Origin of the sequence: Luteococcus sanguinis (genome assembly GCF_039527675.1) — a bacterium.
In the GTDB taxonomy this organism is placed as follows: Bacteria; Actinomycetota; Actinomycetes; order Propionibacteriales; family Propionibacteriaceae; genus Luteococcus; species Luteococcus sanguinis.
In genome coordinates this window covers 63,288-82,208 of record NZ_BAAAKI010000004.1, presented here as the reverse complement: position 1 = coordinate 82,208, position 18,921 = coordinate 63,288, and the positions used below count along the sequence as shown (strand labels likewise).

Annotated in this window: 21 protein-coding genes; 6 read left to right on the top strand and 15 right to left on the bottom strand. The window is 68.8% G+C overall.

Going from position 1 to position 18,921, the window contains the following annotated elements; genetic code table 11:
- Positions 1 to 318: a histone-like nucleoid-structuring protein Lsr2 gene (locus ABD089_RS04090; RefSeq protein ID WP_343884938.1), complete on the bottom strand. Its 318-nt coding sequence runs from the start codon at positions 316 to 318 to the stop codon at positions 1 to 3.
- Positions 319 to 498: 180 nt separating this feature from the next.
- Between ABD089_RS04090 and ABD089_RS04085 the strand changes: the two genes are divergently transcribed.
- A complete protein-coding gene (locus ABD089_RS04085) occupies positions 499 to 1,638 on the top strand; it encodes an NADH-quinone oxidoreductase subunit D-related protein (protein WP_343884937.1) in 1,140 nt (379 codons plus the stop codon).
- Between the two features lie 36 nt (positions 1,639 to 1,674).
- Here ABD089_RS04085 and ABD089_RS04080 read toward each other — a convergent pair whose 3' ends face one another.
- The 10 genes from ABD089_RS04080 to dacB all read right to left on the bottom strand — a co-directional run bounded on the left by ABD089_RS04080 (position 1,675) and on the right by dacB (position 10,683).
- Complete coding sequence (locus ABD089_RS04080) at positions 1,675 to 2,274, bottom strand: hypothetical protein (RefSeq protein WP_343884936.1); 600 nt, start codon at positions 2,272 to 2,274, stop codon at positions 1,675 to 1,677.
- Positions 2,275 to 2,337: 63 nt separating this feature from the next.
- Positions 2,338 to 2,829, bottom strand: a complete 492-nt coding sequence (locus ABD089_RS04075; protein WP_343884935.1) for a DUF3180 domain-containing protein — start codon at positions 2,827 to 2,829, stop codon at positions 2,338 to 2,340.
- The gene (gene folK, locus ABD089_RS04070) at positions 2,826 to 3,377 is read right to left on the bottom strand and encodes a 2-amino-4-hydroxy-6-hydroxymethyldihydropteridine diphosphokinase (protein WP_343884934.1); all 552 of its coding nucleotides are present in this window, start codon (positions 3,375 to 3,377) and stop codon (positions 2,826 to 2,828) included. Before folK ends, ABD089_RS04075 begins: the two co-directional genes overlap by 4 nt.
- Entirely contained in the window at positions 3,374 to 3,730 is a 357-nt protein-coding gene (gene folB, locus ABD089_RS04065; RefSeq protein ID WP_343884933.1) for a dihydroneopterin aldolase, read from the bottom strand. Before folB ends, folK begins: the two co-directional genes overlap by 4 nt.
- A 76-nt stretch (positions 3,731 to 3,806) precedes the next feature.
- Positions 3,807 to 4,634, bottom strand: a complete 828-nt coding sequence (folP, locus tag ABD089_RS04060; protein ID WP_343884932.1) for a dihydropteroate synthase — start codon at positions 4,632 to 4,634, stop codon at positions 3,807 to 3,809.
- Positions 4,634 to 5,230, bottom strand: a complete 597-nt coding sequence (folE, locus tag ABD089_RS04055) for a GTP cyclohydrolase I FolE (RefSeq protein WP_386769118.1) — start codon at positions 5,228 to 5,230, stop codon at positions 4,634 to 4,636. Before folE ends, folP begins: the two co-directional genes overlap by 1 nt.
- A gap of 38 nt (positions 5,231 to 5,268) precedes the next feature.
- Complete coding sequence (gene ftsH, locus ABD089_RS04050; RefSeq protein ID WP_343884929.1) at positions 5,269 to 7,551, bottom strand: ATP-dependent zinc metalloprotease FtsH; 2,283 nt, start codon at positions 7,549 to 7,551, stop codon at positions 5,269 to 5,271.
- A gap of 181 nt (positions 7,552 to 7,732) precedes the next feature.
- Positions 7,733 to 8,284 (bottom strand): hypoxanthine phosphoribosyltransferase, encoded by a 552-nt coding sequence (hpt, locus tag ABD089_RS04045; protein WP_343884928.1) that lies wholly within the window; start codon positions 8,282 to 8,284, stop codon positions 7,733 to 7,735.
- Positions 8,285 to 8,293: 9 nt separating this feature from the next.
- Positions 8,294 to 9,253, bottom strand: a complete 960-nt coding sequence (gene tilS, locus ABD089_RS04040; protein WP_343884927.1) for a tRNA lysidine(34) synthetase TilS — start codon at positions 9,251 to 9,253, stop codon at positions 8,294 to 8,296.
- On the bottom strand, positions 9,253 to 10,683 hold the full coding sequence (gene dacB / locus ABD089_RS04035; protein WP_343884926.1) for a D-alanyl-D-alanine carboxypeptidase/D-alanyl-D-alanine endopeptidase: 1,431 nt from the start codon (positions 10,681 to 10,683) through the stop codon (positions 9,253 to 9,255). Before dacB ends, tilS begins: the two co-directional genes overlap by 1 nt.
- 65 nt (positions 10,684 to 10,748) lie before the next feature.
- Here dacB and ABD089_RS04030 point away from each other — a divergent pair, with 65 nt between their 5' ends.
- Positions 10,749 to 11,312, top strand: a complete 564-nt coding sequence (locus tag ABD089_RS04030; protein ID WP_343884925.1) for an inorganic diphosphatase — start codon at positions 10,749 to 10,751, stop codon at positions 11,310 to 11,312.
- A 136-nt stretch (positions 11,313 to 11,448) separates the two neighbouring features.
- Here ABD089_RS04030 and crcB (ABD089_RS04025) read toward each other — a convergent pair whose 3' ends face one another.
- Positions 11,449 to 11,808: a fluoride efflux transporter CrcB gene (gene crcB / locus ABD089_RS04025; protein WP_343884924.1), complete on the bottom strand. Its 360-nt coding sequence runs from the start codon at positions 11,806 to 11,808 to the stop codon at positions 11,449 to 11,451.
- Positions 11,805 to 12,314 carry a fluoride efflux transporter CrcB gene (gene crcB, locus ABD089_RS04020; RefSeq protein ID WP_343884923.1) on the bottom strand — a complete coding sequence of 170 codons (510 nt, stop codon included), beginning with the start codon at positions 12,312 to 12,314 and terminating at the stop codon, positions 11,805 to 11,807. The genes crcB (ABD089_RS04025) and crcB (ABD089_RS04020) overlap by 4 nt, the downstream gene beginning before the upstream one ends.
- 41 nt (positions 12,315 to 12,355) lie before the next feature.
- Between crcB (ABD089_RS04020) and ABD089_RS04015 the strand changes: the two genes are divergently transcribed.
- Together ABD089_RS04015 and ABD089_RS04010 are read left to right on the top strand one after the other, a co-directional pair.
- Positions 12,356 to 13,375 carry a TRM11 family SAM-dependent methyltransferase gene (locus ABD089_RS04015; RefSeq protein ID WP_343884922.1) on the top strand — a complete coding sequence of 340 codons (1,020 nt, stop codon included), beginning with the start codon at positions 12,356 to 12,358 and terminating at the stop codon, positions 13,373 to 13,375.
- 25 nt (positions 13,376 to 13,400) lie between these two features.
- The gene (locus tag ABD089_RS04010) at positions 13,401 to 13,889 is read left to right on the top strand and encodes a SixA phosphatase family protein (protein WP_343884921.1); all 489 of its coding nucleotides are present in this window, start codon (positions 13,401 to 13,403) and stop codon (positions 13,887 to 13,889) included.
- 45 nt (positions 13,890 to 13,934) lie between these two features.
- On the opposite strand, the gene ABD089_RS04005 is transcribed toward ABD089_RS04010, so the two are convergent.
- Complete coding sequence (locus tag ABD089_RS04005) at positions 13,935 to 14,666, bottom strand: hypothetical protein (protein WP_343884920.1); 732 nt, start codon at positions 14,664 to 14,666, stop codon at positions 13,935 to 13,937.
- A gap of 221 nt (positions 14,667 to 14,887) precedes the next feature.
- Here ABD089_RS04005 and ABD089_RS04000 point away from each other — a divergent pair, with 221 nt between their 5' ends.
- Together ABD089_RS04000 and ABD089_RS03995 are read left to right on the top strand one after the other, a co-directional pair.
- Positions 14,888 to 16,270 carry an ammonium transporter gene (locus tag ABD089_RS04000; RefSeq protein WP_343884919.1) on the top strand — a complete coding sequence of 461 codons (1,383 nt, stop codon included), beginning with the start codon at positions 14,888 to 14,890 and terminating at the stop codon, positions 16,268 to 16,270.
- The gene (locus ABD089_RS03995) at positions 16,267 to 16,605 is read left to right on the top strand and encodes a P-II family nitrogen regulator (RefSeq protein WP_343884918.1); all 339 of its coding nucleotides are present in this window, start codon (positions 16,267 to 16,269) and stop codon (positions 16,603 to 16,605) included. The genes ABD089_RS04000 and ABD089_RS03995 overlap by 4 nt, the downstream gene beginning before the upstream one ends.
- Before the next feature lie 86 nt (positions 16,606 to 16,691).
- On the opposite strand, the gene ABD089_RS03990 is transcribed toward ABD089_RS03995, so the two are convergent.
- Positions 16,692 to 18,806 carry an MDR family MFS transporter gene (locus tag ABD089_RS03990; protein WP_343884917.1) on the bottom strand — a complete coding sequence of 705 codons (2,115 nt, stop codon included), beginning with the start codon at positions 18,804 to 18,806 and terminating at the stop codon, positions 16,692 to 16,694.
- Positions 18,807 to 18,921: the final 115 nt, after the last annotated feature.

The following is an 18,921-nucleotide window of genomic DNA, read 5'->3' as shown; positions in this document are numbered from 1 at the left end:
TCAGGAATTCGCCTTCTCGTAGGCCTCGCGCACCTCGGCACTGACCCGACCGCGGGCGCTGACCTTCATGCCCTGGTCAATCGCCCACGCGCGAATGTCATTCGCGGAACCAGCCTTGGCCTTGCGGCCCGCCGCCTTCCGGCCACCGACACGGCGCGCGTGCGCAACCCAGACAGCCATCTCGTTGCGGAGCTTCTCGGCATTCTCTTCCGAGAGATCCATCTCGTAGCTCACGCCATCCAGCGCAAAACTCACGGTCTCGGCCGCCTGCGAACCGTCAATGTCGTCCTCGAGAACGATGTGCACACGCTGTGCCATATGTTCCACCTTTCCAGTCCATCCAAGAAATGGGGTTTCTGTCGCCCCCAACAGTAACGGAATCACGGCCCTCACCGGAACAAGGAAGGCTGGTCATTTCGCCAGCTGTGCCAAATGCGCCCGCGGAATGAGCGTCAGAAGAGTTCCAGAGGCTCCCGGATTCGGGCCTACACTTGGCCCGTGCTGATCACCATCGGAGACCTCGGCCGGGAGCTGCCGAATGCCCACCCGATAGACCTTGGGGACAACCACCCAACGCGCGTGGGACTGGTGCTCGTGGATGCGGCGGTCGACTCGGGCACCCTGACCAAGGCACGCGTTCAGCCGGGATTCAGCCACCGCGGCGCCGAGAAACTGTTCGAGGTGCGCGACTACCGCCAGGTACTCATGCTTGCCGATCGCCATGACTGGCAGACCCCCGCCCACGGGGAAATCGGTCTGGCGATCACCGCCGAGCACCTGATGGGGCTCGTGGCGTCACCGCGGGCCACGATGTTGCGCACGCTCCTGGCCGAGTTCTCCACCGCAGCATGCCTTTTGGCGCACCTGTCCTGGGTGGCACATCGAGCCAACGATGAACGACTCACCGTTGACATTTTGCGCGCACGAGGAACTGGGCGTGAGTTGATGCTCGACTGGTCTGGCAATCGTGTCCACCCGATGCTCACCCGCCTGGGTGGGATGGCGGCAGACGTGGACGACAAATGGGTGTCAGCGCTGTTGGGCTGGGTTCAGGCCATTGACCATTTTCTTCCGGCACTCGATGCCCACATCGATTCATTCCCCGACGGCGTGGGCATCCTCGACGCCGCCATGGTCGAGCAATTGGGTTTGGGCGGTCCGGTCGCTCGTGCGGCTGGCCTTGGCCGAGACCTCCGCAGCCAGACATCGGCACTCGCCTATGCGTCATTGCACACAGATTCAGCCCATCCGGAAGCATTGAACACCACACCGGTGACCAGTTCCGGCAGCGCCATCGCGCGCCTGCACCAACTGGTCGCTGATCTTCGCACCGTCAGCCTTCTGATCCGGGCCTGCGCTGCCGCGCTACCCGCGCTGGACGGGCCCATCGCGACCCAGCTGGCGAAGATCATCAAGCTGCCCGACGCGGAGGCCTACCTCGCCCTCGAGGCGCCCTGGGGGCCAGCGGGTTTCCACATCGTCTCGCGGGCCGAGCGGACACCATGGCGCGTCCACCTGCGCACCCCCTCCTTCGCGAACGCGCAGGCGCTCGAGGTGGCGCTGGCGGGCTGCCCGCTGGAATGGGTCGACCTCGTGGTGGCCTCACTGGGTTGGACGATCGGCGACCTCGACAAGTAACGGCATGGAGCGATCCACCCAGCCTGGAACAGGGGCTCAGGCCTGACGACGCCCAGCGTCCGACTCGACCGCCGCGTCGCGACGGCTGCCGCGCCGCGGCATCTGCACGACCTGTGCGTCAGCGGTGGCCGACAGGTTCTCCAACTCGGTGGTGGCGACGGCCAACTGCGCCTCGACCACGGACAACTGCTTCTGCAGCTCGACCATTCGGGCGCTGGAAGCGTCCAACGAATCCTGCGCGGTGCCCAGGTCGGAGCGCAGGGCCTGCCCGTTGGCATGTTCCTTGGCCAGCTCGGCGCGCAGCGTCGCTATGTGCGCGGCGTGCGTCTCGGCGCGGGCATTGAAGCGGGCGACCAGACCCATCAGCTCGGTGTGGTGGGCGCGGGAGGTGGCGCGCACGTGATCGCGCATCCCACGCACCTGCTCGTGGTGCAGGGCGGTTAGGCGATCGATCTCGCGCCAGCTGCTCCAGGTGGACCAGACGAGTGCGGCGATGACCAGGGCGAGGCCGACGTAGATCGACCAGGTCTGGCCAACCGCGGCGCAGGCAATGGCACCCAACGAAACCAGCACGAGGCCGGTCACGGTGCTGCGGCGGGAGGGTGAGTTCTGGCCAGAATGGCGGGGCGCTGTCACGGGAAGATTGTATCCCGCCCGCAGGGGTGGATTGGTCGCATCCGGCCCTTTCCGTGCAGGGTTTCAGCGAGCCTCGCCGTCCGGATCGTCGTCGCCGGGATCGACCAGACAGGCGCGCTCGAGACGCCACCCGGCAAAAGCCACCAGGGCCGAGACCAGCACGGTGGCCAAGCCGCGGATGATCCGCTCCCGCGGCCCCTCGACGGACCACTGACCGACGAAGTGCATCAGGTAGACGAGGTGCCAGCCCGTCAGCGCGAGGCCGGTGGCGATCAAGGTCTTGCCGAGCACCAGGGCCCGCAGGCCGGCTTCGTGGTCGAGGGTGTCGCGGGCCTCGCGCACCTGCCGCGCCAGGACCCGCGAGTAGAGCAGCGCCGCCACGGCGAGCGCGAAGAAGATCATCGGCATGGACCATGGCGTGACGGGGATGGTGCGGTTGGTCAGGTCGAACAAGCCCAGCACGAGGTAGCCGAAGGCTCCCCCGACCAGGGTCATCACGATGGCCTGCATCCGCGTGGTCAGGCCAAGACGACCGTCCCCGTCACCGGCTGTCATGGCAGGGTGATCAGGTCGTCGGTGCGCACGACACCGCGGGTGTCGAGGGCGGCGACGAGGTCCGCGAGCTTGCCCGCACCCTCCAGCTCCCCCAAGGGATCAGCCTCGAGCCACGGGACGAGCACGAAGGCCCGCTCGTGGGCACGCGGGTGGGGCAGGGTGAGCGCATCGGTGTTGACGACGCGGTGACCGACCATGATCAGGTCGACGTCGAGGGTGCGCGGTCCGCCGGGGACGATCCGCTCACGCTGGTGCGCCTGCTCGACCGCGAGGCAGCGCTCGAGCATGGTCAACGGCTCCATGACCGTCTCGGCGACCATGATCAGGTTGAGGAAGTCAGGCTGGTCGATGACCGAACCGACCGGCTTGGTGCGGTAGACGCCCGAGATGTCCACCGGGATGAGGTCGGGGGTGTCGGCGAGCAGGTTCACGGCACCTTGCAGGTGCTCGAGGCTGTCGCCCCTGTTCGAGCCGAGGCTGAAGACGACCTTCTGGATGGGGCGGAGGTTGCCCAAGGTGTCCACATCGGGCACGAGGGGGTTCGTCATGGCTTGCTCCTGGTGATGTCGACCGAGACGTCGTCGAAGGCGAGGTCCATCGGGGCGTGTGGCTTGTGGACCGTCACCTGCGCCACCTCGACGAGTTCGTGGGTGAGGCAATGGTTGGCGATGCGTCCGGCCAGGGTCTCGATCAGGTTGACCGGGTCGGACTGGACGATCGCGATGACCTCCGCGCTGATGCGCGAGTAGTCGACGGTGTCGGGCAGTTCGTCTGAGTCGGTGTGGACCGCGAGGCCGAGCCTCAGGTCGATGATGAATTCCTGGCCATCACGCCGTTCCTCGGCAAAGACGCCGTGGAAGCCGAAGGCCCTCAGGCCACGGATCGTGATCCAGTCCAGCACTCGCCACTCCCTCGTCCGCCGGGGCATGCTGCCCCCGGACTCGAACCGCCAACGCGCCGCCAGCGGCGGACGCGAGTCAGAGGTTACCGCCCGCGGAGTCGACTCCCGAACTGCTGGCCATCCGTTCCACCACGGCGATCACGTCGCGGTGATCCTGAACGCTGTGCGTACGCACCGCCCAGATGCCCTGTTGGGCACAGATCGCGGTCACCGCCGCGGTGGCGGCATCGCGCCCGGTTGGTTCGCGTCCGTCCAGCAGCTCACCGAGGAAGCGCTTGCGGCTGACCCCGACGAGCTGGCGGTATCCCAAGGCCTGGAAGGCGTCCAGGTGGCGCAGCAGTTCCCAGTTCTGTTCTGCGGTCTTGCTGAACCCGAAGCCGATGTCGCTGACCAGTTTCTCCGGCGCGATGCCGCCGGCAACGCATGCGTCCAAGCGCTCGGTCAGCTCCGCGAGCACCTCGGTGACGACGTTTGTGTAGTCGGCGCGGGTGTGCCCGCTGCCCAGGAAACCCCGCCAGTGCATGCAGACGAAGTCCGCGCCGGCCCGGGCCACCACGGGCACCATCTGGTCGTCTGCCAGACCGCCGGAGACGTCGTTGATGATGCTCGCGCCGGCCGCCATGGAGGCCTGGGCCACCTCGGCGCGCATGGTGTCCACCGAGACGACCGCCCCGGCGGCGACCAGTTCTTCGACGACGGGGACGACACGTCGCAGTTCCTCGGCCAGGCTGGGGCGTTCGGCACCCGGACGGGTGGACTCCCCGCCGATGTCCAAGATGTCCACGCCCTCGTCCAACAGCCGCCGTGCGTGCGCGACGGCAGCGGGGACGGTGGCGTGGTCGCCGCCGTCGCTGAAGGAGTCGGGGGTGACATTGACGATCCCCATCACCAGGGTGCGCGACATCAGCGGTGGCCCACGATCAGGCTCATCGCCTCGGCGCGGGTGGCCGGGCTGCGCAGGAGGCCACGGACCGCGGAGGTGACCGTCTTGGAACCGGGCTTGCGGACCCCGCGCATGGTCATGCACAGGTGCTCGCACTCGATCACCACGATCACGCCGCGGGCCTCGAGGTGCTCGACCAGTGCGTCGGCGATCTGGGTGGTGAGGCGCTCCTGCACCTGCGGACGCTTCGCGTAGACGTCCACCAGGCGGGCGATCTTCGACAGGCCAGTGACACGGCCGTCCTTGGCCGGGATGTAGCCGACGTGGGCGAGGCCGGTGAAGGGCACCAGATGGTGCTCGCACACGCTCCACAGCTCGATGTCTCGCACCAGCACCATCTCGTCGTGGCTGACGTCGAATGTGGTCGCCAGCAGCTCGGCCGGGTCCTGGCCGAGGCCGGCGAAGATCTCCGCATAGCTGCGCGCGACCCTTTCCGGGGTCTCGCGCAGGCCCTCGCGGTCAGGGTCCTCGCCGATGCCGATCAGGATCTCGCGCACCGCGGCCACGATGCGATCGTGGTCGAAGGTGCGTCCAGGAGTCTCGCTCACCCGCCCCATGCTAGGGCCGTGGGCCGGTGCGGGTGAGCTGTGCGCCGTCAATCCTGAGGCGGACGTCCCCACGGATTGGTGCTGCCAGCGGCGCCCCAACCCTGCGGGGGCTGCGGGTCCTGGCCGGGCAGGCCACCGCCGGGGCCGACTTGCGGCCCGGTCGCGGGCGGCTGGGAGGGCCAGGCATCCGGCTTGGCGCTCCACGGGTCGGTGGCTGGCGGCAACAGGTCCTGACCGGGCGCACCATTCCACGGGTCATGGATCGGAGGCGTGGGCTGGGTGGGGCCGGTCGGCGGAGCCCACTCACCGGGCGGTTGCCAGGCCCCGGGCGGCGTGGTGCCGGGGCCGGTGTTACCGGGGGGCAGGTCCACGGCGGCGGGCTGGGCCTCGGCCTGCGGGCCCTGCTCGGGCTCGGGCCGCGCGGGCACCGGGATCGGCGGGATGTCCGAGGGGACGCGTTTGTCGGAGCCTGTCCACGCGCCACGACCGGGGTGGCGACGCAGCGGCTCGAAGATCTTGGCGACCTGGGCCTTGTCGAGGGTCTCGTGTTCGAGCAGCTGGCGGGCCAGCTCGTCCAGCACGTCGCGGTTCTCGACCAGTGCGTCGAAGGCCTCCTGGTGGGCCGCCTGCAGCAGGGCGCTGACTTCCTCGTCCACCACGGCGGCGGTGATGTCGGAGAAGCCGCGACTGGGCTGCGAACCACCCATGCCGACGAAGGGCTCGGTGTCGCCGCCCCCGAGCTGGACGGCGCCGAGGCGCTCGCTCATGCCGTACTGGGTGACCATCGCGCGAGCCACCTTGGTCGCCTTCTCGATGTCGTTGCTGGCGCCGGTGGAGGGGTCGTGGAAGATGAGTTCCTCTGCTGCTCGTCCGCCGAGCATGTAGGCCATCTGGTCGAGCAGCTGGCCGCGGGTCTGCGAGTACTTGTCCTCGTCCGGCATCACCATCGTGTAGCCCAACGCACGTCCGCGGGGCAGGATGGTGATCTTTTGCACCGGGTCATTGCCGGGCATCGCTGCGGCCACCAGGGCGTGTCCGCCCTCGTGGTAGGCGGTGACGAGGCGCTCATGGTCGTCCATGAGGCGGGTCTTCTTCTGCGGCCCGGCGATGACTCGGTCGATCGCCTCCCCAAGCTCGGCATTGCCGATCACGGGCAGGTTGAGGCGCGCGGTCAGCAGCGCGGCCTCGTTGAGCACATTCGCCAGGTCGGCGCCGGTGAAGCCGGGCGTGCGGCGGGCGATGGAGTCCAGGTCGACGTCGGCGGCCATCGGCTTGCCCTCGGCGTGGACGCGCAGGATCTGGGCTCGTCCCTTCAGATCGGGGGCCTCGACGGCGATCTGCCGGTCGAAGCGTCCCGGACGCAGCAGGGCGGGGTCGAGGACGTCCGGACGGTTCGTCGCGGCGATCAGGATGACATTCGTGGTGGTGTCGAAACCGTCCATCTCGACGAGCAGCTGGTTGAGGGTCTGCTCGCGCTCGTCGTGGCCGCCGCCCATACCGGCGCCGCGATGGCGCCCGACGGCGTCGATCTCGTCGATGAAGATGATGGCCGGGCTGGCTTCCTTGGCCTGGTCGAAGAGGTCTCGCACGCGGCTGGCGCCGACGCCGACGAACATCTCGACGAAGTCCGAGCCGGAAATGGAGAAGAAGGGGACGCCCGCCTCGCCCGCGACGGCGCGGGCCAACAGGGTCTTGCCGGTGCCGGGAGGCCCGTACAGCAACACGCCCTTGGGGATCTTGGCACCCACACGCTGGAACTTGGTCGGCTCGGCGAGGAACTCGCGGATCTCCTGGAGTTCCTCGATCGCCTCCGCGCACCCGGCGACGTCGGAGAAGGTGGTCTTGGGGGTGTCCTTGGTGGCGACCTTGGCCTTCGACTTGCCGAAGCCCATCACGCCACGCGGGCCGCCCGCGCCCTGGGCGGCGCTGAGGAAGAAGAACAGCAGGCCGATCATCAGCAGCAGCGGCAGGCCGCTGTAGAGCAGGGTGCTCCAGACCGAGGGTCCGGGGTTCTCGGCGCGCCACTGGTCGAGCGTCTTCGCGGCGACGCGCTCGTTCAGCGTCTCGACGATCTGCTCACTCTGGTTGCCGACCCAGCTGGACCGGTACTTCTTGCCGTCGGCAGCGCTGATGCGGATCGTGTCGTCGGAACCGTTGAGCACCACCTCGGTGAGCTTGTCGGTGCCTTCGAGGATCGACAGGGCCTGGCTGGTGGGCACTTCGGTGGGGCCGGTGGTCCGGTTCATCAATTGGACCGCACCGATGACGAGCATGATCGTCACCAGCACCCACACGACGGGGCCGCGGAAGGCCTTCTGGAGGTTTTTCATCGACTGCCTAGGGACGAGGGAATCAGCACCTTGACACTACCAGCGGACGCCAAGACTGCCGCTGGGCCTGGTGTCGGCGCGCAATCCAGCGTCTACGGTCGAAAAGGGGCAGCGGACCGGGCCCGGACACACATTCCCACCGGGGGAGGGACGTCGTCGTCCGATGGCAGTGGTGTACGGCTCAGCTGTAGACGTGCGGGGCCAGCGTGCCGACGTCGCGAAGGTTGCGGTAGCGGCCGGCGTAGTCGAGGCCGTAGCCGACGACGAACTCGTTGGGGATGTCGAAGCCGACGTACTTCACGTCCACCGGGGCGGTGATCGCCTCGGGCTTGCGGAACATCGCCGCCACCTCGACCGAGGCGGGCCCACGCGACTGGAGGTTCTGCACCAGGTAGCTCAGCGTCAGGCCGGTGTCGATGATGTCCTCGACGATCAGCACGTGCACGTCGGAGATGTCCCGGGTGAGGTCCTTGAGGATGCGCACGACGCCCGAGCTCTTGGTGCCCGAGCCATAGGACGAGATGGCCATCCAGTCCATCGTGAGGTGGCTCTTCATGGCTCGCGAGAGGTCGCTCATCACCATGACCGCGCCATTGAGCACGCCGATCAGCAGGACTTCACGTCCCTCGTAGTCACGATCGATCTCGGCGGCCAGTTCTTCCACGCGGCGCTGCACCTCGTCGGCGGTGTAGAGCACGTGGGTGAGGTCCTGGGAAATGTCGGCTGCGTCCACTACTCCACCCTAGCTGGCAGGAACCGGACCGATCACCAGCTCCCCCCTGCAACGGCCGACCCGCAGGCCCCCGGGCAGGTCGACGCCACGCTGGCCACGCCAGTCGTGGACGAGTGCCTGGACGGCCAGCACCTGCGCCCGGCTCGGTTCCCGCACCCCTGCGGCAACCAGCCAGCCGCGCAACACCCTGGTCGCCAGCGCCGGAGGCTCCCCGCCAAGCGCCTCGCACGACAGGCCCCGCGGGCTGCGGCAGCGCCACAACGCCTCGCCAGCCAGCTCGTCCAGCAGGTCGTTGTCCTCCCGCAACATCGACGCGGTCCGGGCCAGGGCCTCACGCACCCGGGGCCCCAGCGCTTCGTCCAGCATCGGCAGCACCTCCCGGCGCACCCGCACCCGCAGGAAACGCGGGTCGCCGTTCATCGGGTCCTGCCAGGCCTCGATCCCCCAGTCGGCGGCGGCCCGGGCGGTGATCTCGCGGCGCAGCCCCAACAACGGACGGACGATCGTCGCCTCACCCCGGGCAGCGACCGGCGCGATCCCCTGCAGCGAGGCCGCACCCGACCCTCGCGCCAGGCCCAGCAACACCTGCTCGGCCTGGTCGTCGAGGGTGTGCCCCAGCAGCACGGTCGTCCCAGGTTGGCACAGCGCAGCCAGCCGCGCGCTGCGTGCCGCGGCCTCGAGCCCCCCACCGGAGTTCAGCACCTCGACCGCCACCACCTCGGCGTCCAACCCCAGCCCTTTGGCCCGTTCGGCCACCGTCGCGGCGAGCTCCCCGGACCCGGGCTGCAGTTGGTGGTCGATGACGACGACCCGCGCCGGAACTCCCAGGTGCGCGACCGCGGCGGCCAAGGCCCAGGAGTCCGCCCCCCCGGACAGTCCCAGCCGCAGCGGACGTCCGTCATCGAGGAGAGCCGAACGGACGGCCTGCACCACGGCCAGCTGCGCGGCGCTGAGCGCGCGACGGGCCATCAGCAGTTGCAGCCGGTGACGGCGGCGCCCACCCCGTCGAGCCAGTTGCGCACTCCCCACTCGTCGGTCTGGTTGTTGGCCACGAAGGCGAACACGACGTCACGTCCCTTGGCGGTGCGGGTCACCCCGGCCAGTGCGGAGACCTTCGAGAGCGTTCCGGTCTTGGCGTGCACCCAGCCGCGGCCCGCCAGGGCCTGGTCGGTGTAGAAGCGGCCCCCGAGGGTGCCGGAGACGCCTGCGGTCGGCAGGCCCTCGACCAGTGCGCGCAACTGGTCGCTGTCTGCTGCGACCTGCATGGCCGTGGCCAGCGCGAGCGCCGTCTGCCGGTTGTCGCGCGACAGCCCGGAGCCGTCCGATACCCGCACGCCGGCCGTGGGGACGTTGAGCTTGGCCAGGCGCGCCGTGACGGCCTTGGCGCCGCCCACGAAGCTTCCGCCCTGGCCGTCGGCGATGCCGACCTGGCGCAACAGCAGCTCGGCGCCGGAGTTGTCGGAGTGCGTCAGCACCTCCTGGACGATGGTGCGCAACGGCAGGGACTGCACGGCGGCCACCTGGGTGGCGCCGGTCTTCGTCCCCGCCCCCGGTGAGGCCACGGGAGCCCCGACGACGGTGATCCCCTGCTTGCGCAGCTGCGCGGCGAAGACCTGCGCGGCAGTGAGGGCGGGCGTGCGGGTCACGGGGCCATTGGCGGTCGCGCGCCCATGGTCGACCCACAACGAGCTGATGGTGGTGACCTGGTCGTGATAGCCGTCGGGCCAGCTGGAGTGCCAGTTCGGGCCGCTGAACAGCGACTCGTCGTAGCCGAGCGAGACCTTGGTCGTCCCAGCCTTCTTCAGTGCCGCAGCAGTCTGGGCCGCCAGTTGCGCCGAGGTGGCCGGGTTGGGGTACGTGCCGCCAGTCTGGGAGAGGTAGGGGTCACCACCCCCGACCAGCACCACCCGGCTGGGGTTGGAGAGCACCACCTTGGTGGTGAAGCGGTGGTCGGGGCCCAGGGCGTCGAGGGCAGCCAGACAGGTCATCACCTTGTTCGTGGACGCCGGGATCAGCGCCTGCTGCTGACCCTTCGCGTAGAGCACGGCGCCCGTCCCGGCGTCCAACACGACGCCCGCCGTCGTCCCCAAACCGTTGGTGGGCAGGGCGTTGATGGCAGCCGCGAGGGCAGCGGTCCCGGGCACCGGGCCCTGGCTCGCCGGCGCCGCCGACTGGGCCACCCCGAAGCCGGAACGCTCCGCACCAGTGCTCGCGGAACCGCTCGGAGTTGGGTCGAAGAAGGTGGGGCTGACGGTCGCGGAACCCTGATCGCTCCACAGCCCTGTGGCATGAAGGGCGGGTCGTCCACCGATCGCCGCTCCCGCCACGCTCACTGCCACGACGGCCGCGAGCACGCCTAGCCTGATCGCCTCACGGGAGCGGGCTCGTTCTCGACTCACTCCAACTCCTGTTTTGGCGGTAGTGTTCGGCGTGTTCAGGTGCATCAATCATAGGAGATTCCCCAGTGACCGATGATTTCGTGAAGCCCGGCTTCCATCCTCTGCCCCAGGGACTGCACTTCGACGTCACCGTCGAGATCCCCAAGGGAACCAAGAACAAGTACGAGATGGACCACAACACCGGCCGCATCCGCCTGGACCGGACGCTGTTCACGTCCACGCAGTACCCCTATGACTACGGCTACATCGAGGGCACGCTCGGCCAGGACGGCGACCCCCTCGACGCGATGATCATCGGCAACGAGGCCACCTTCCCGGGCTGCCTGATCGAGTGCCGCGCCGTCGCCATGTTCCGCATGACCGACGAGATGGGCGGTGACGACAAGGTGTTGTGCATCCCGACCGCCGACCCGCGTCGCAACCACCTCCAGGACATCGCCGACGTGCCGGAGTACATGTTGCTCGAGGTTGAGCACTTCTTCATGGTCTACAAGGATCTGGAGCCCGGAAAGTCGGTCGAAGGCGCCACCTGGACGGGCCGCGCCGGCGCGGAGAAGGAAGTCCACGCCTCGCTCGAGCGGGCCAAGGGCACGGCCTACGAACATCACACGGTGTTCGTGAGCCACTGACCCACTGGCCGCACCTGAACGTGAGGGCTCGCCCATTCGGGCGAGCCCTTTTGCACGCGTCCGGCGGGTGCGAGTCGCTCAGAACAAGGCCTGGGGTCGCTCAGAACAAGCCGGGGGTCGCTCAGAACGGGGTCGCTCAGAACAAGGAGTAGGCCAGGGCAGCAGCGGCGACGCAGCCGATCGCATTGGCCAGCAGGTGGCCCAGGCCAGCGCCGATACGGCCCGACTGCACCAACCGGACGACCTCCACGCTCGCCGTGGAGAAGGTGGTGAAGCCGCCGCAGAAACCCGTCCCGAGCACGAGTCGGACGTCCGGGTCCAGACCGCCGCGGACCACGCCCGCCGTCAGACCACCCAGGATGAAGGATCCCAACAGGTTGATCAGGAGCGTCCCGAGCGGGAGCGCCACCGTGATCCGGGAACGCAGCGCGGCGTCGGTGACGAACCGGGCCACCGCGCCGAGTCCACCCATCAAGGCCATCAGCAGCAGGTTCATCGCGTCGCCTCCGCCACCCGGGCCCCAGCGGTGCGGGAACCAACCACAATTCCGGCCCAGGCGAACAACACCCCGACCAGCACGCTGACCAGCAGGTAGAGCACGGCATCACCCACCCGACCGTGGTCGGCCAGCAGCACCGTTTCGGCGGCAAGCGCGGAGTAGGTGGTGAACGATCCCAAAAATCCCGTCCCGAAGTGCAGCCGCGCCAGTCGGGGCCAACCCCGGTCGGGCCCCAACCGCACCAGCGACTCCAGCAACAGACCGAGGCAAAAGGCACCCACCAGGTTCACCGCGAGCGTCGCGACCGGGAAACCGTGCCGCGCCGGCTGCCACTCCCCCAGCGACCAGCGGGCCATCGTCCCGAGCATGCCGCCGACGAAGACGACGTAGAGGTAGCGGGTGCGCAGGTGCAGGGGACGGTCGGTCGCGATCGCGTCGACGTCGGGGTCGACGAAGTCGCGCGGAAGGAAACTGCCGGAACCTTGGGGCAGGGAGCTGCTCATCGCGTCCAATCGTCGTGCCCGGTCATGGGAGAATGTCGAGGGTGTCCACCTGCTTGATGATGCTGGCCCCGTCCGCCAACCGAGTTTACGCCGGGGAGTCCGCCCGACTGTCCGCGGCCGAGCTCGAACTCACCGCCGACTTCGCCTCCGAGGTGGGGCCGACGACGCTTTCGGGCGTCGACTACCTGGGCTTCGAGATGGACGGTTTCGGCGAGGAGCGCCTGCAGGTGCTGGCCCGTCAGTCGGCGGCGCTGGCACTGTTCGAACAGCAGGGAGTACTCCTGCGCCCCGTGCAACTGCCCGAGGCCTACGGGCTGGACGACGACTTGGTGACCATCCCCAAGTACCCGGGCAAGACCAATGAGCAGTTCACCCAGCTGCTGCTCAACGTCACGCTCGCGCAGGTACAGACCGGGACCACCGGGCCGCTGCAGGTGCTGGACCCTTTGTGTGGGCGCGGGACGACCTTGATGGTGGCCTGGATGCTCGGCCACCACGGCTTCGGCGTCGAGGGTGACACCAAGGCCGTCGAGGCGATGGCCGCGTACCTGAAGACCTGGCTGCGCCGCAAGCGCGTCAAGCACACCGCGGACACGACGCCCGTGCGACGTGAGGGCAAGGTGCTCGGCAAGCGCTTCGACGCGACGCTGAAGCGCCCCGCCGAGGATGGCGGCGACCTGACGATGGCCGTCTTCACCGGCGACACCCGCACGTCCAAGCAGTTGTACGGCAAGAAGACCTTCGACGCGATCGTCACCGATGCCCCCTATGGCGTCGTGCATGGGGCGCAGCAGACCGACGTCCGCGGCCACGCCGGCAAGCGAGACCGGTCCCCGGCTGGGCTGCTCGGGGAGGCGCTGCCGGTGTGGGTCGAGCAGTTGAAGCCCGGCGGTGCCCTTGGCCTGTCGTGGAACACCTTTGGCATGACCCGTGAAGCGCTGGCCGCCGAACTGAGCGCCAACGGGTTGGTTCCCTGCGAAGGTGAAGCCTGGAACGGATTCGCGCACCGCGTCGACTCGTCCATCCATCGTGACCTGATGGTGGCCACCAAGCCCCGCTGAACCGCTCGACAGTAGGCTCACCGCCATGCGGACTCTCATCCTGATGCGGCACGCCTCGGCCGAGGGCTTCAGCCCGGACGGCGACAAGGGGCGCCACCTGACGCCACAGGGACGTCGGGAGGCCGCCGAGGTCGGGACGCAGCTGGCTGGCAAGGGGGTGCAGCTCGCCCTGGTCAGCGCCGCGACGCGCGCCCGCCAGACCTGGGAGTGCTTGGGCATCGCCGCCCCCGCCGAGTTCATGGAGGCCCTCTACAACTGCGGCACCGAGACGCTGGCGCAGCGCATCGGGGAGGTGCCGGACGAGGTGCAGGTGCTGCTCGTGGTGGCGCACTCCCCGGGCGTCCCGTCATTGAGCGCGGAACTGGCCTATGCGTCGTCACCGCAGGAGGCGGACGACCTGCAGTGCTGGTTCCCGACCGCTGCCTACAGCGAGTTCAGCCTCGAGGGATCCTGGTCTGACCTGGCCGACGACGAGTCGCTGCGCCTGGCCGGGGTCCAGCGGATCGGTTACTGACCCGCCTTCCCAGAGCCGCATCCCGCTCCCGAGCCTGTCGCTGCGTCACTTCAGGACGTAGACCAGCAGCGCACGGCCGCCGGTGCAGACCGTGATCGCCGCTGCAACGCAGTTCACCGTGTAGGTCTTGCCCGAGCTGGGGCTGGTCGCGGTGACCTTGAAGGAGTCCTTGGGCCAGTCCGGGACCTTGGCCGCGACCGCGCGCGCGAGTCCACAGGAGGTCCCCGAGCCAGCCCCGACCCCCGCACCGCAGTGAGCGGCGCTGGCCGGGATCGAACCCGTCACCGGACGCGAGGACTTGGTGGCTGCGGGCTTGGCGGACGCGCTGGCAGAAGCGGTCAGCGCGCTCGGACGGGCGACCGAGGCACCTGTCGCCGGCGTCACCGACGCCCCTGTCGACGGCGTCACCGACGCCCCGACCCTCCCGAAGCTGGGGAAGGTGCTGGTCAGCAGGTGGTGGAAGGCCCCCAGCAGCACGGCCACCACGACGATCGCAGCCCCGATCACGATCGCCGAACGTGCGCGTACCCACGGCTGCTGGTCCGGGTCCGGCACGGGTACGAAGCGTTGGCGCGGCACCGCAGCCGCACCGGGCGCCACGACTCGCGGCTGGGTGCGGGTGACGACCGGGTCGCTGAACCATTCCGCCGGCGGCTGGCGGGTCGCGAGAACATCCATGTGGTGCTGGGCAGGCTCCCGGGCCGAGGTCGCCCGCAGCGCCCCGGAACACCACAGGGCGGCCTCGCACTCGGGGCACGCGCTCGCATCAGCATCCACCTCGGCACTGCACCGTGTGCACAACATCGGCCACCCACTCGGCCGGGCACCACCTTGTCCCGGTTGTTGACACCATAGCCGCCCGGCTGCCGTACGTCAGGAGCCATCGCAGACAACGGGAGCGTCCAGGAAACACGATCGCAATGTACGGCGAACATGTGTGACCCGCCCGTAACGCACGAGACATTGCCCCGAAACACGCAACCAGCATCGTTGCCGCCATGAACCTCCTCGACATCAACACCGGTGACACCGCGTGGGTGCTGGTCAGCGCCGCGATGGTGTTGCTGATGACCCCCGCCCTCGCCTTCTTCTACGGCGGGATGGTGCGCGCCAAGGGCGTGCTCAACATGATGCTGATGTCCGTGGTCACCATGGGCATCGTCGGCGTGCTGTGGGTGCTGTTCGGCTTCTCGATGGCCTTTGGCGAGTCCTGGCACGGCCTGGTCGGCAACCCCTTGCAGTTCGCTGGCCTGCGCGGCACCTTTGACATCGCCGTGGGCGCTGACGGCCACCAGATCCCGCTTCTCGTCTTCGCCGGCTTCCAGGCCGCCTTCGCCATCATCGCGGTCGCGCTGGTCTCCGGCGCGGTCGCCGACCGGATGAAGTTCGGCGCGTGGATCGCATTTGCGACCGCGTGGGCGGTGCTGTGCTACTTCCCCGCCGCCCACTGGGTCTTCGCCTTCGACGGCTACGTCGCAGAACACGGAGGCTGGATCGCCAACACCGTCAAGGCCTTCGACTTCGCCGGTGGCACGGCCATCCACATCAATGCCGGCGCGGCCGCTCTGGCCCTTGCGCTGGTCGTGGGACCGCGCGTCGGTTTCGGTAGCACCCCGATGCGTCCGCACAACCTCACCCTGGTGATGCTTGGCGCTGGCCTGCTGTGGTTCGGCTGGTTCGGTTTCAATGCCGGATCCGCCCTGTCCGCCGGCCCGCTGGCGGGCCTGGCCTGGGTCAACACCCTGGTCGCTGCCGCCGCGGCGATGCTGGCCTGGCTTGCGGTCGAACGCATCCGCGACGGGCACGCCACCAGCCTCGGCGCCGCCTCCGGCATCGTCGCGGGCCTGGTTGGCATCACCCCCGCCTGCGCGGTGGTCACCCCGATGGGTGCCATTGCGGTCGGCGTCCTGGCCGGTGCGGCGTGCGCCTGCGCCCTGGAACTGAAGTACCGCTTCGGCGTCGACGACTCGCTCGACGTGGTGGGCGTCCACCTCGTCGGTGGCCTGGTCGGCACCCTTGCCGTTGGCCTCTTCGCTGACGGCGTGCTCTCCGGCGGCAGCGCCGGTCTGTTCTACGGCGGCGGGCTGGAACAGCTCGGACGCCAGGCCATCGGCGCCTTCGCCGTCCTGGCCTACTCGCTGGTCGTGAGCCTGGTCATCGCCAAGCTGATCGACATGACCATCGGGCTGCGCGTCGACGGACGCAGCGAGGCCACCGGCATCGACCTCGGCGAGCACGCCGAGACCGGTTACGACCTGTCGAAGGTGCAGTACTCGAGCTATGGCGTCGCCAAGTCGCTGGTGCTGCCCGCTTCCCCCGCCAGCCCGGTCGACGCGACCAACCTCTCCAACACCGCCGCTGACCTGGAGGCCACCCGATGAAGCTCGTCACCGCAATCGTCCAGACCGAGGCCGTGGACGACGTCCAGATCGCCCTGGCCACGCACGGGGTGAACGGGATGACCGTCACCGAGGTCAACGGCTACGCCCGCCAGCGCGGCCACAAGGAGGTCTACCGCGGCCACGAGGTGGTCATCGACTTCATCGAGAAGGTGAAGATCGAGGTGCTCACCGCCGACGAGGAGGCCGACGGTGTCGTCGAGGTGATCTGCCGCGCAGCCCGCACCGGCACCGTCGGCGATGGAAAGGTCTGGGTCTCCACCGTGGACGAGGTGGTGCGGATCCGCACCGGTGAGCGAGGTGGACAGGCCATCTGACCAACCCACACACACATGAAGGATCGCCGCCCGAAATCGGGCGGCGATCCCTGTGTCTGGAGCCGCTCCAGCGGCTGATCGCCGGGCTACTCCTCGGCAGCGCGACGCGGGGAGACCCCACGCTGGGACGGCGAGTCGTTGAGGTCCATCACCAGCGCGTTCACCAGGTCGTGGCTGGCCTCGCGCAGGCGCGTGATGTCGACGGCCTCAAAGCGTTCCGCGATGGTCGGCTCCTGACCGGCAATGACGTGCTCGCGCTCGACGTCGGCGACCCGGACGGCCAGCTCCTCACGCAGCGCGGAGCCCAGGATGCCGCCCTTGCGCCCGGCCCGGTGCGCCACCTCGGCGCCATAGGTCTCCAGCTTCGCGACCTCGTCGGAGTCTTCGCTGGTGAGCATCCGGCCGGTCTGGTTGAGGATGAACACACCGTCGTCGAAGCTGCCGTTGCCCAGGTCGGTGATGGCCCTGCGCAGCAGCGGACGGTCGTCGCGGCGGGCCTGACCGGCCAACAGCTCCAGTTGCATACCCAAGAGGCGCTCCCCCGAGCGGGTGTGGCCACCGAGACGGCCGAGCGGCACCCGCGCGTCCGTGCCGCTGGACTGGCCCATCGAGTCGAGCAGTTCGACGCCAGCTTGGTCGGCATTGTGGACGGTGTCACGCAGCGGCACGGCCTTGATGCCCAAGGTGATCAAGAAGACCAGGGCGGCCAGCGGGATGCCGATCACGAAGACGGAGTGCAGTGCGTCGGACAGGCCCGCACGGATCGCGGCGGCCACCGCGGGCGGCAGCTTGGCCAGCACGGTCGGGTCAAGCACGGATCCGGTCGACAGCTTGGTGCCGGCGGGCATCGAGGCCATGGCCTCGGGCGTCAGGTGGCGCGCGATGGCGTCCTTGAGCTCGGTGGTCATGATGGTGCCGAAGACCGCGACGCCGATGGTGTTGCCAACATTGCGGAAGAACTGGGTGGCGGCGGTGGCCACGCCCAGGTCACGGCGGGCGGAGTTGTTCTGCACCACGAGTGTGTAGAGCTGCATGCACAGGCCCAGCCCGATGCCGATGACGGTCATCGCGAGGGTCAGCTCGCTCTGCTTGGAGTCGACGCCCAGCCTGCTGAGCAGCCAGTAGCCGACGCCCATGATGGCGACGCCGGCGAGCATCAGCTCCTTGTAGCGGCCGGTGCGGGTGACCAGCAAGCCGCCCAGGATGCCGAGACCGATCAGGGCCAGGTTCATCGGCATCAGGATCAGGCCGGAGTTGGTGGCCGAGACGCCCAGCACACCCTGCGCGAAGACGGGGATGTAGATGATGGCGCCGAACATCATGATCGAGATGAAGAAGCCGGCGATGTTCGACAGGGTGAAGATCGGCGAACGGAACAGGCGAAGCGGGATGACCGGTTCGACCGCCCTGCGCTCGATCAGGACGAAGGCGAACGTCAGCACCGCACCGGCGGCGTAGAGGCCGATGACCTGTGGGGAGCTCCAGGCCCAGGTGGTGCCGCCCATCGAGGTGGGCAGCAGCAGGCAGATGAGCGCGGTGGTGAGGGTGGCCATGCCCGCCCAGTCGATCGTCACCTCGCGACGCTCGTGCGGTATGTGCAAGAAGCGGAAGATCGCGCCGAAGGCGGCGATGCCGACCGGGATGGACGCGAAGAAGAGCCAGCGCCAGCCCCAGTGGTCGGTGATCCAGCCACCCGCCAACGGCCCGGCTACCGAGCTCATGCCGAAGACGGCGCCCATCAGCCCCTGGTACTTGCCACGCTGGCGGGGCGGGATGATGTCGCCGATGATCGTCTGTGACAACGGCATCAGGGTGCCGGTGCCCAGGCCCTGCACGGCGCGGGCGAAGATCAGGAAGCCGAAGCTGTGCGACAGTCCGGCGAGGGCGGTGCCCAGCATGAAGACCAAGAGGCCGCCGAGATAGAACCCGCGGCGTCCGTAGAGGTCGGAGAGCTTGCCGACGATCGGGACGGTGATCGCGCTGACCAGCATGGTGGCGGTGGCCACCCACGAGTAGTGGTCCATGCCGCCCAGTTCGGCGACGATGCGGGGCATGGCTGGGCCGACGATCGTCTGGCTGATGGACGCGACGAACATGCCCAGCATCAGGCCGACGAAGATGCGGCGGTTTTCCGGTGAGAGCCCATCGAACTCGGCGGCTGCCGAGGAGGGCGGGGCCGTGGTGGCCGAGGTTGAGGTCATGGGTGCTCCTGGACGAAGTGGTCTGGGTGAGCGGCTGCCTCCGGGGGTCGCCTGGGTCGTGTCGACACGGTGAGCGTCGGTGCGGCAGCTCGTCCACTGTAGAGAAATGTTGCAG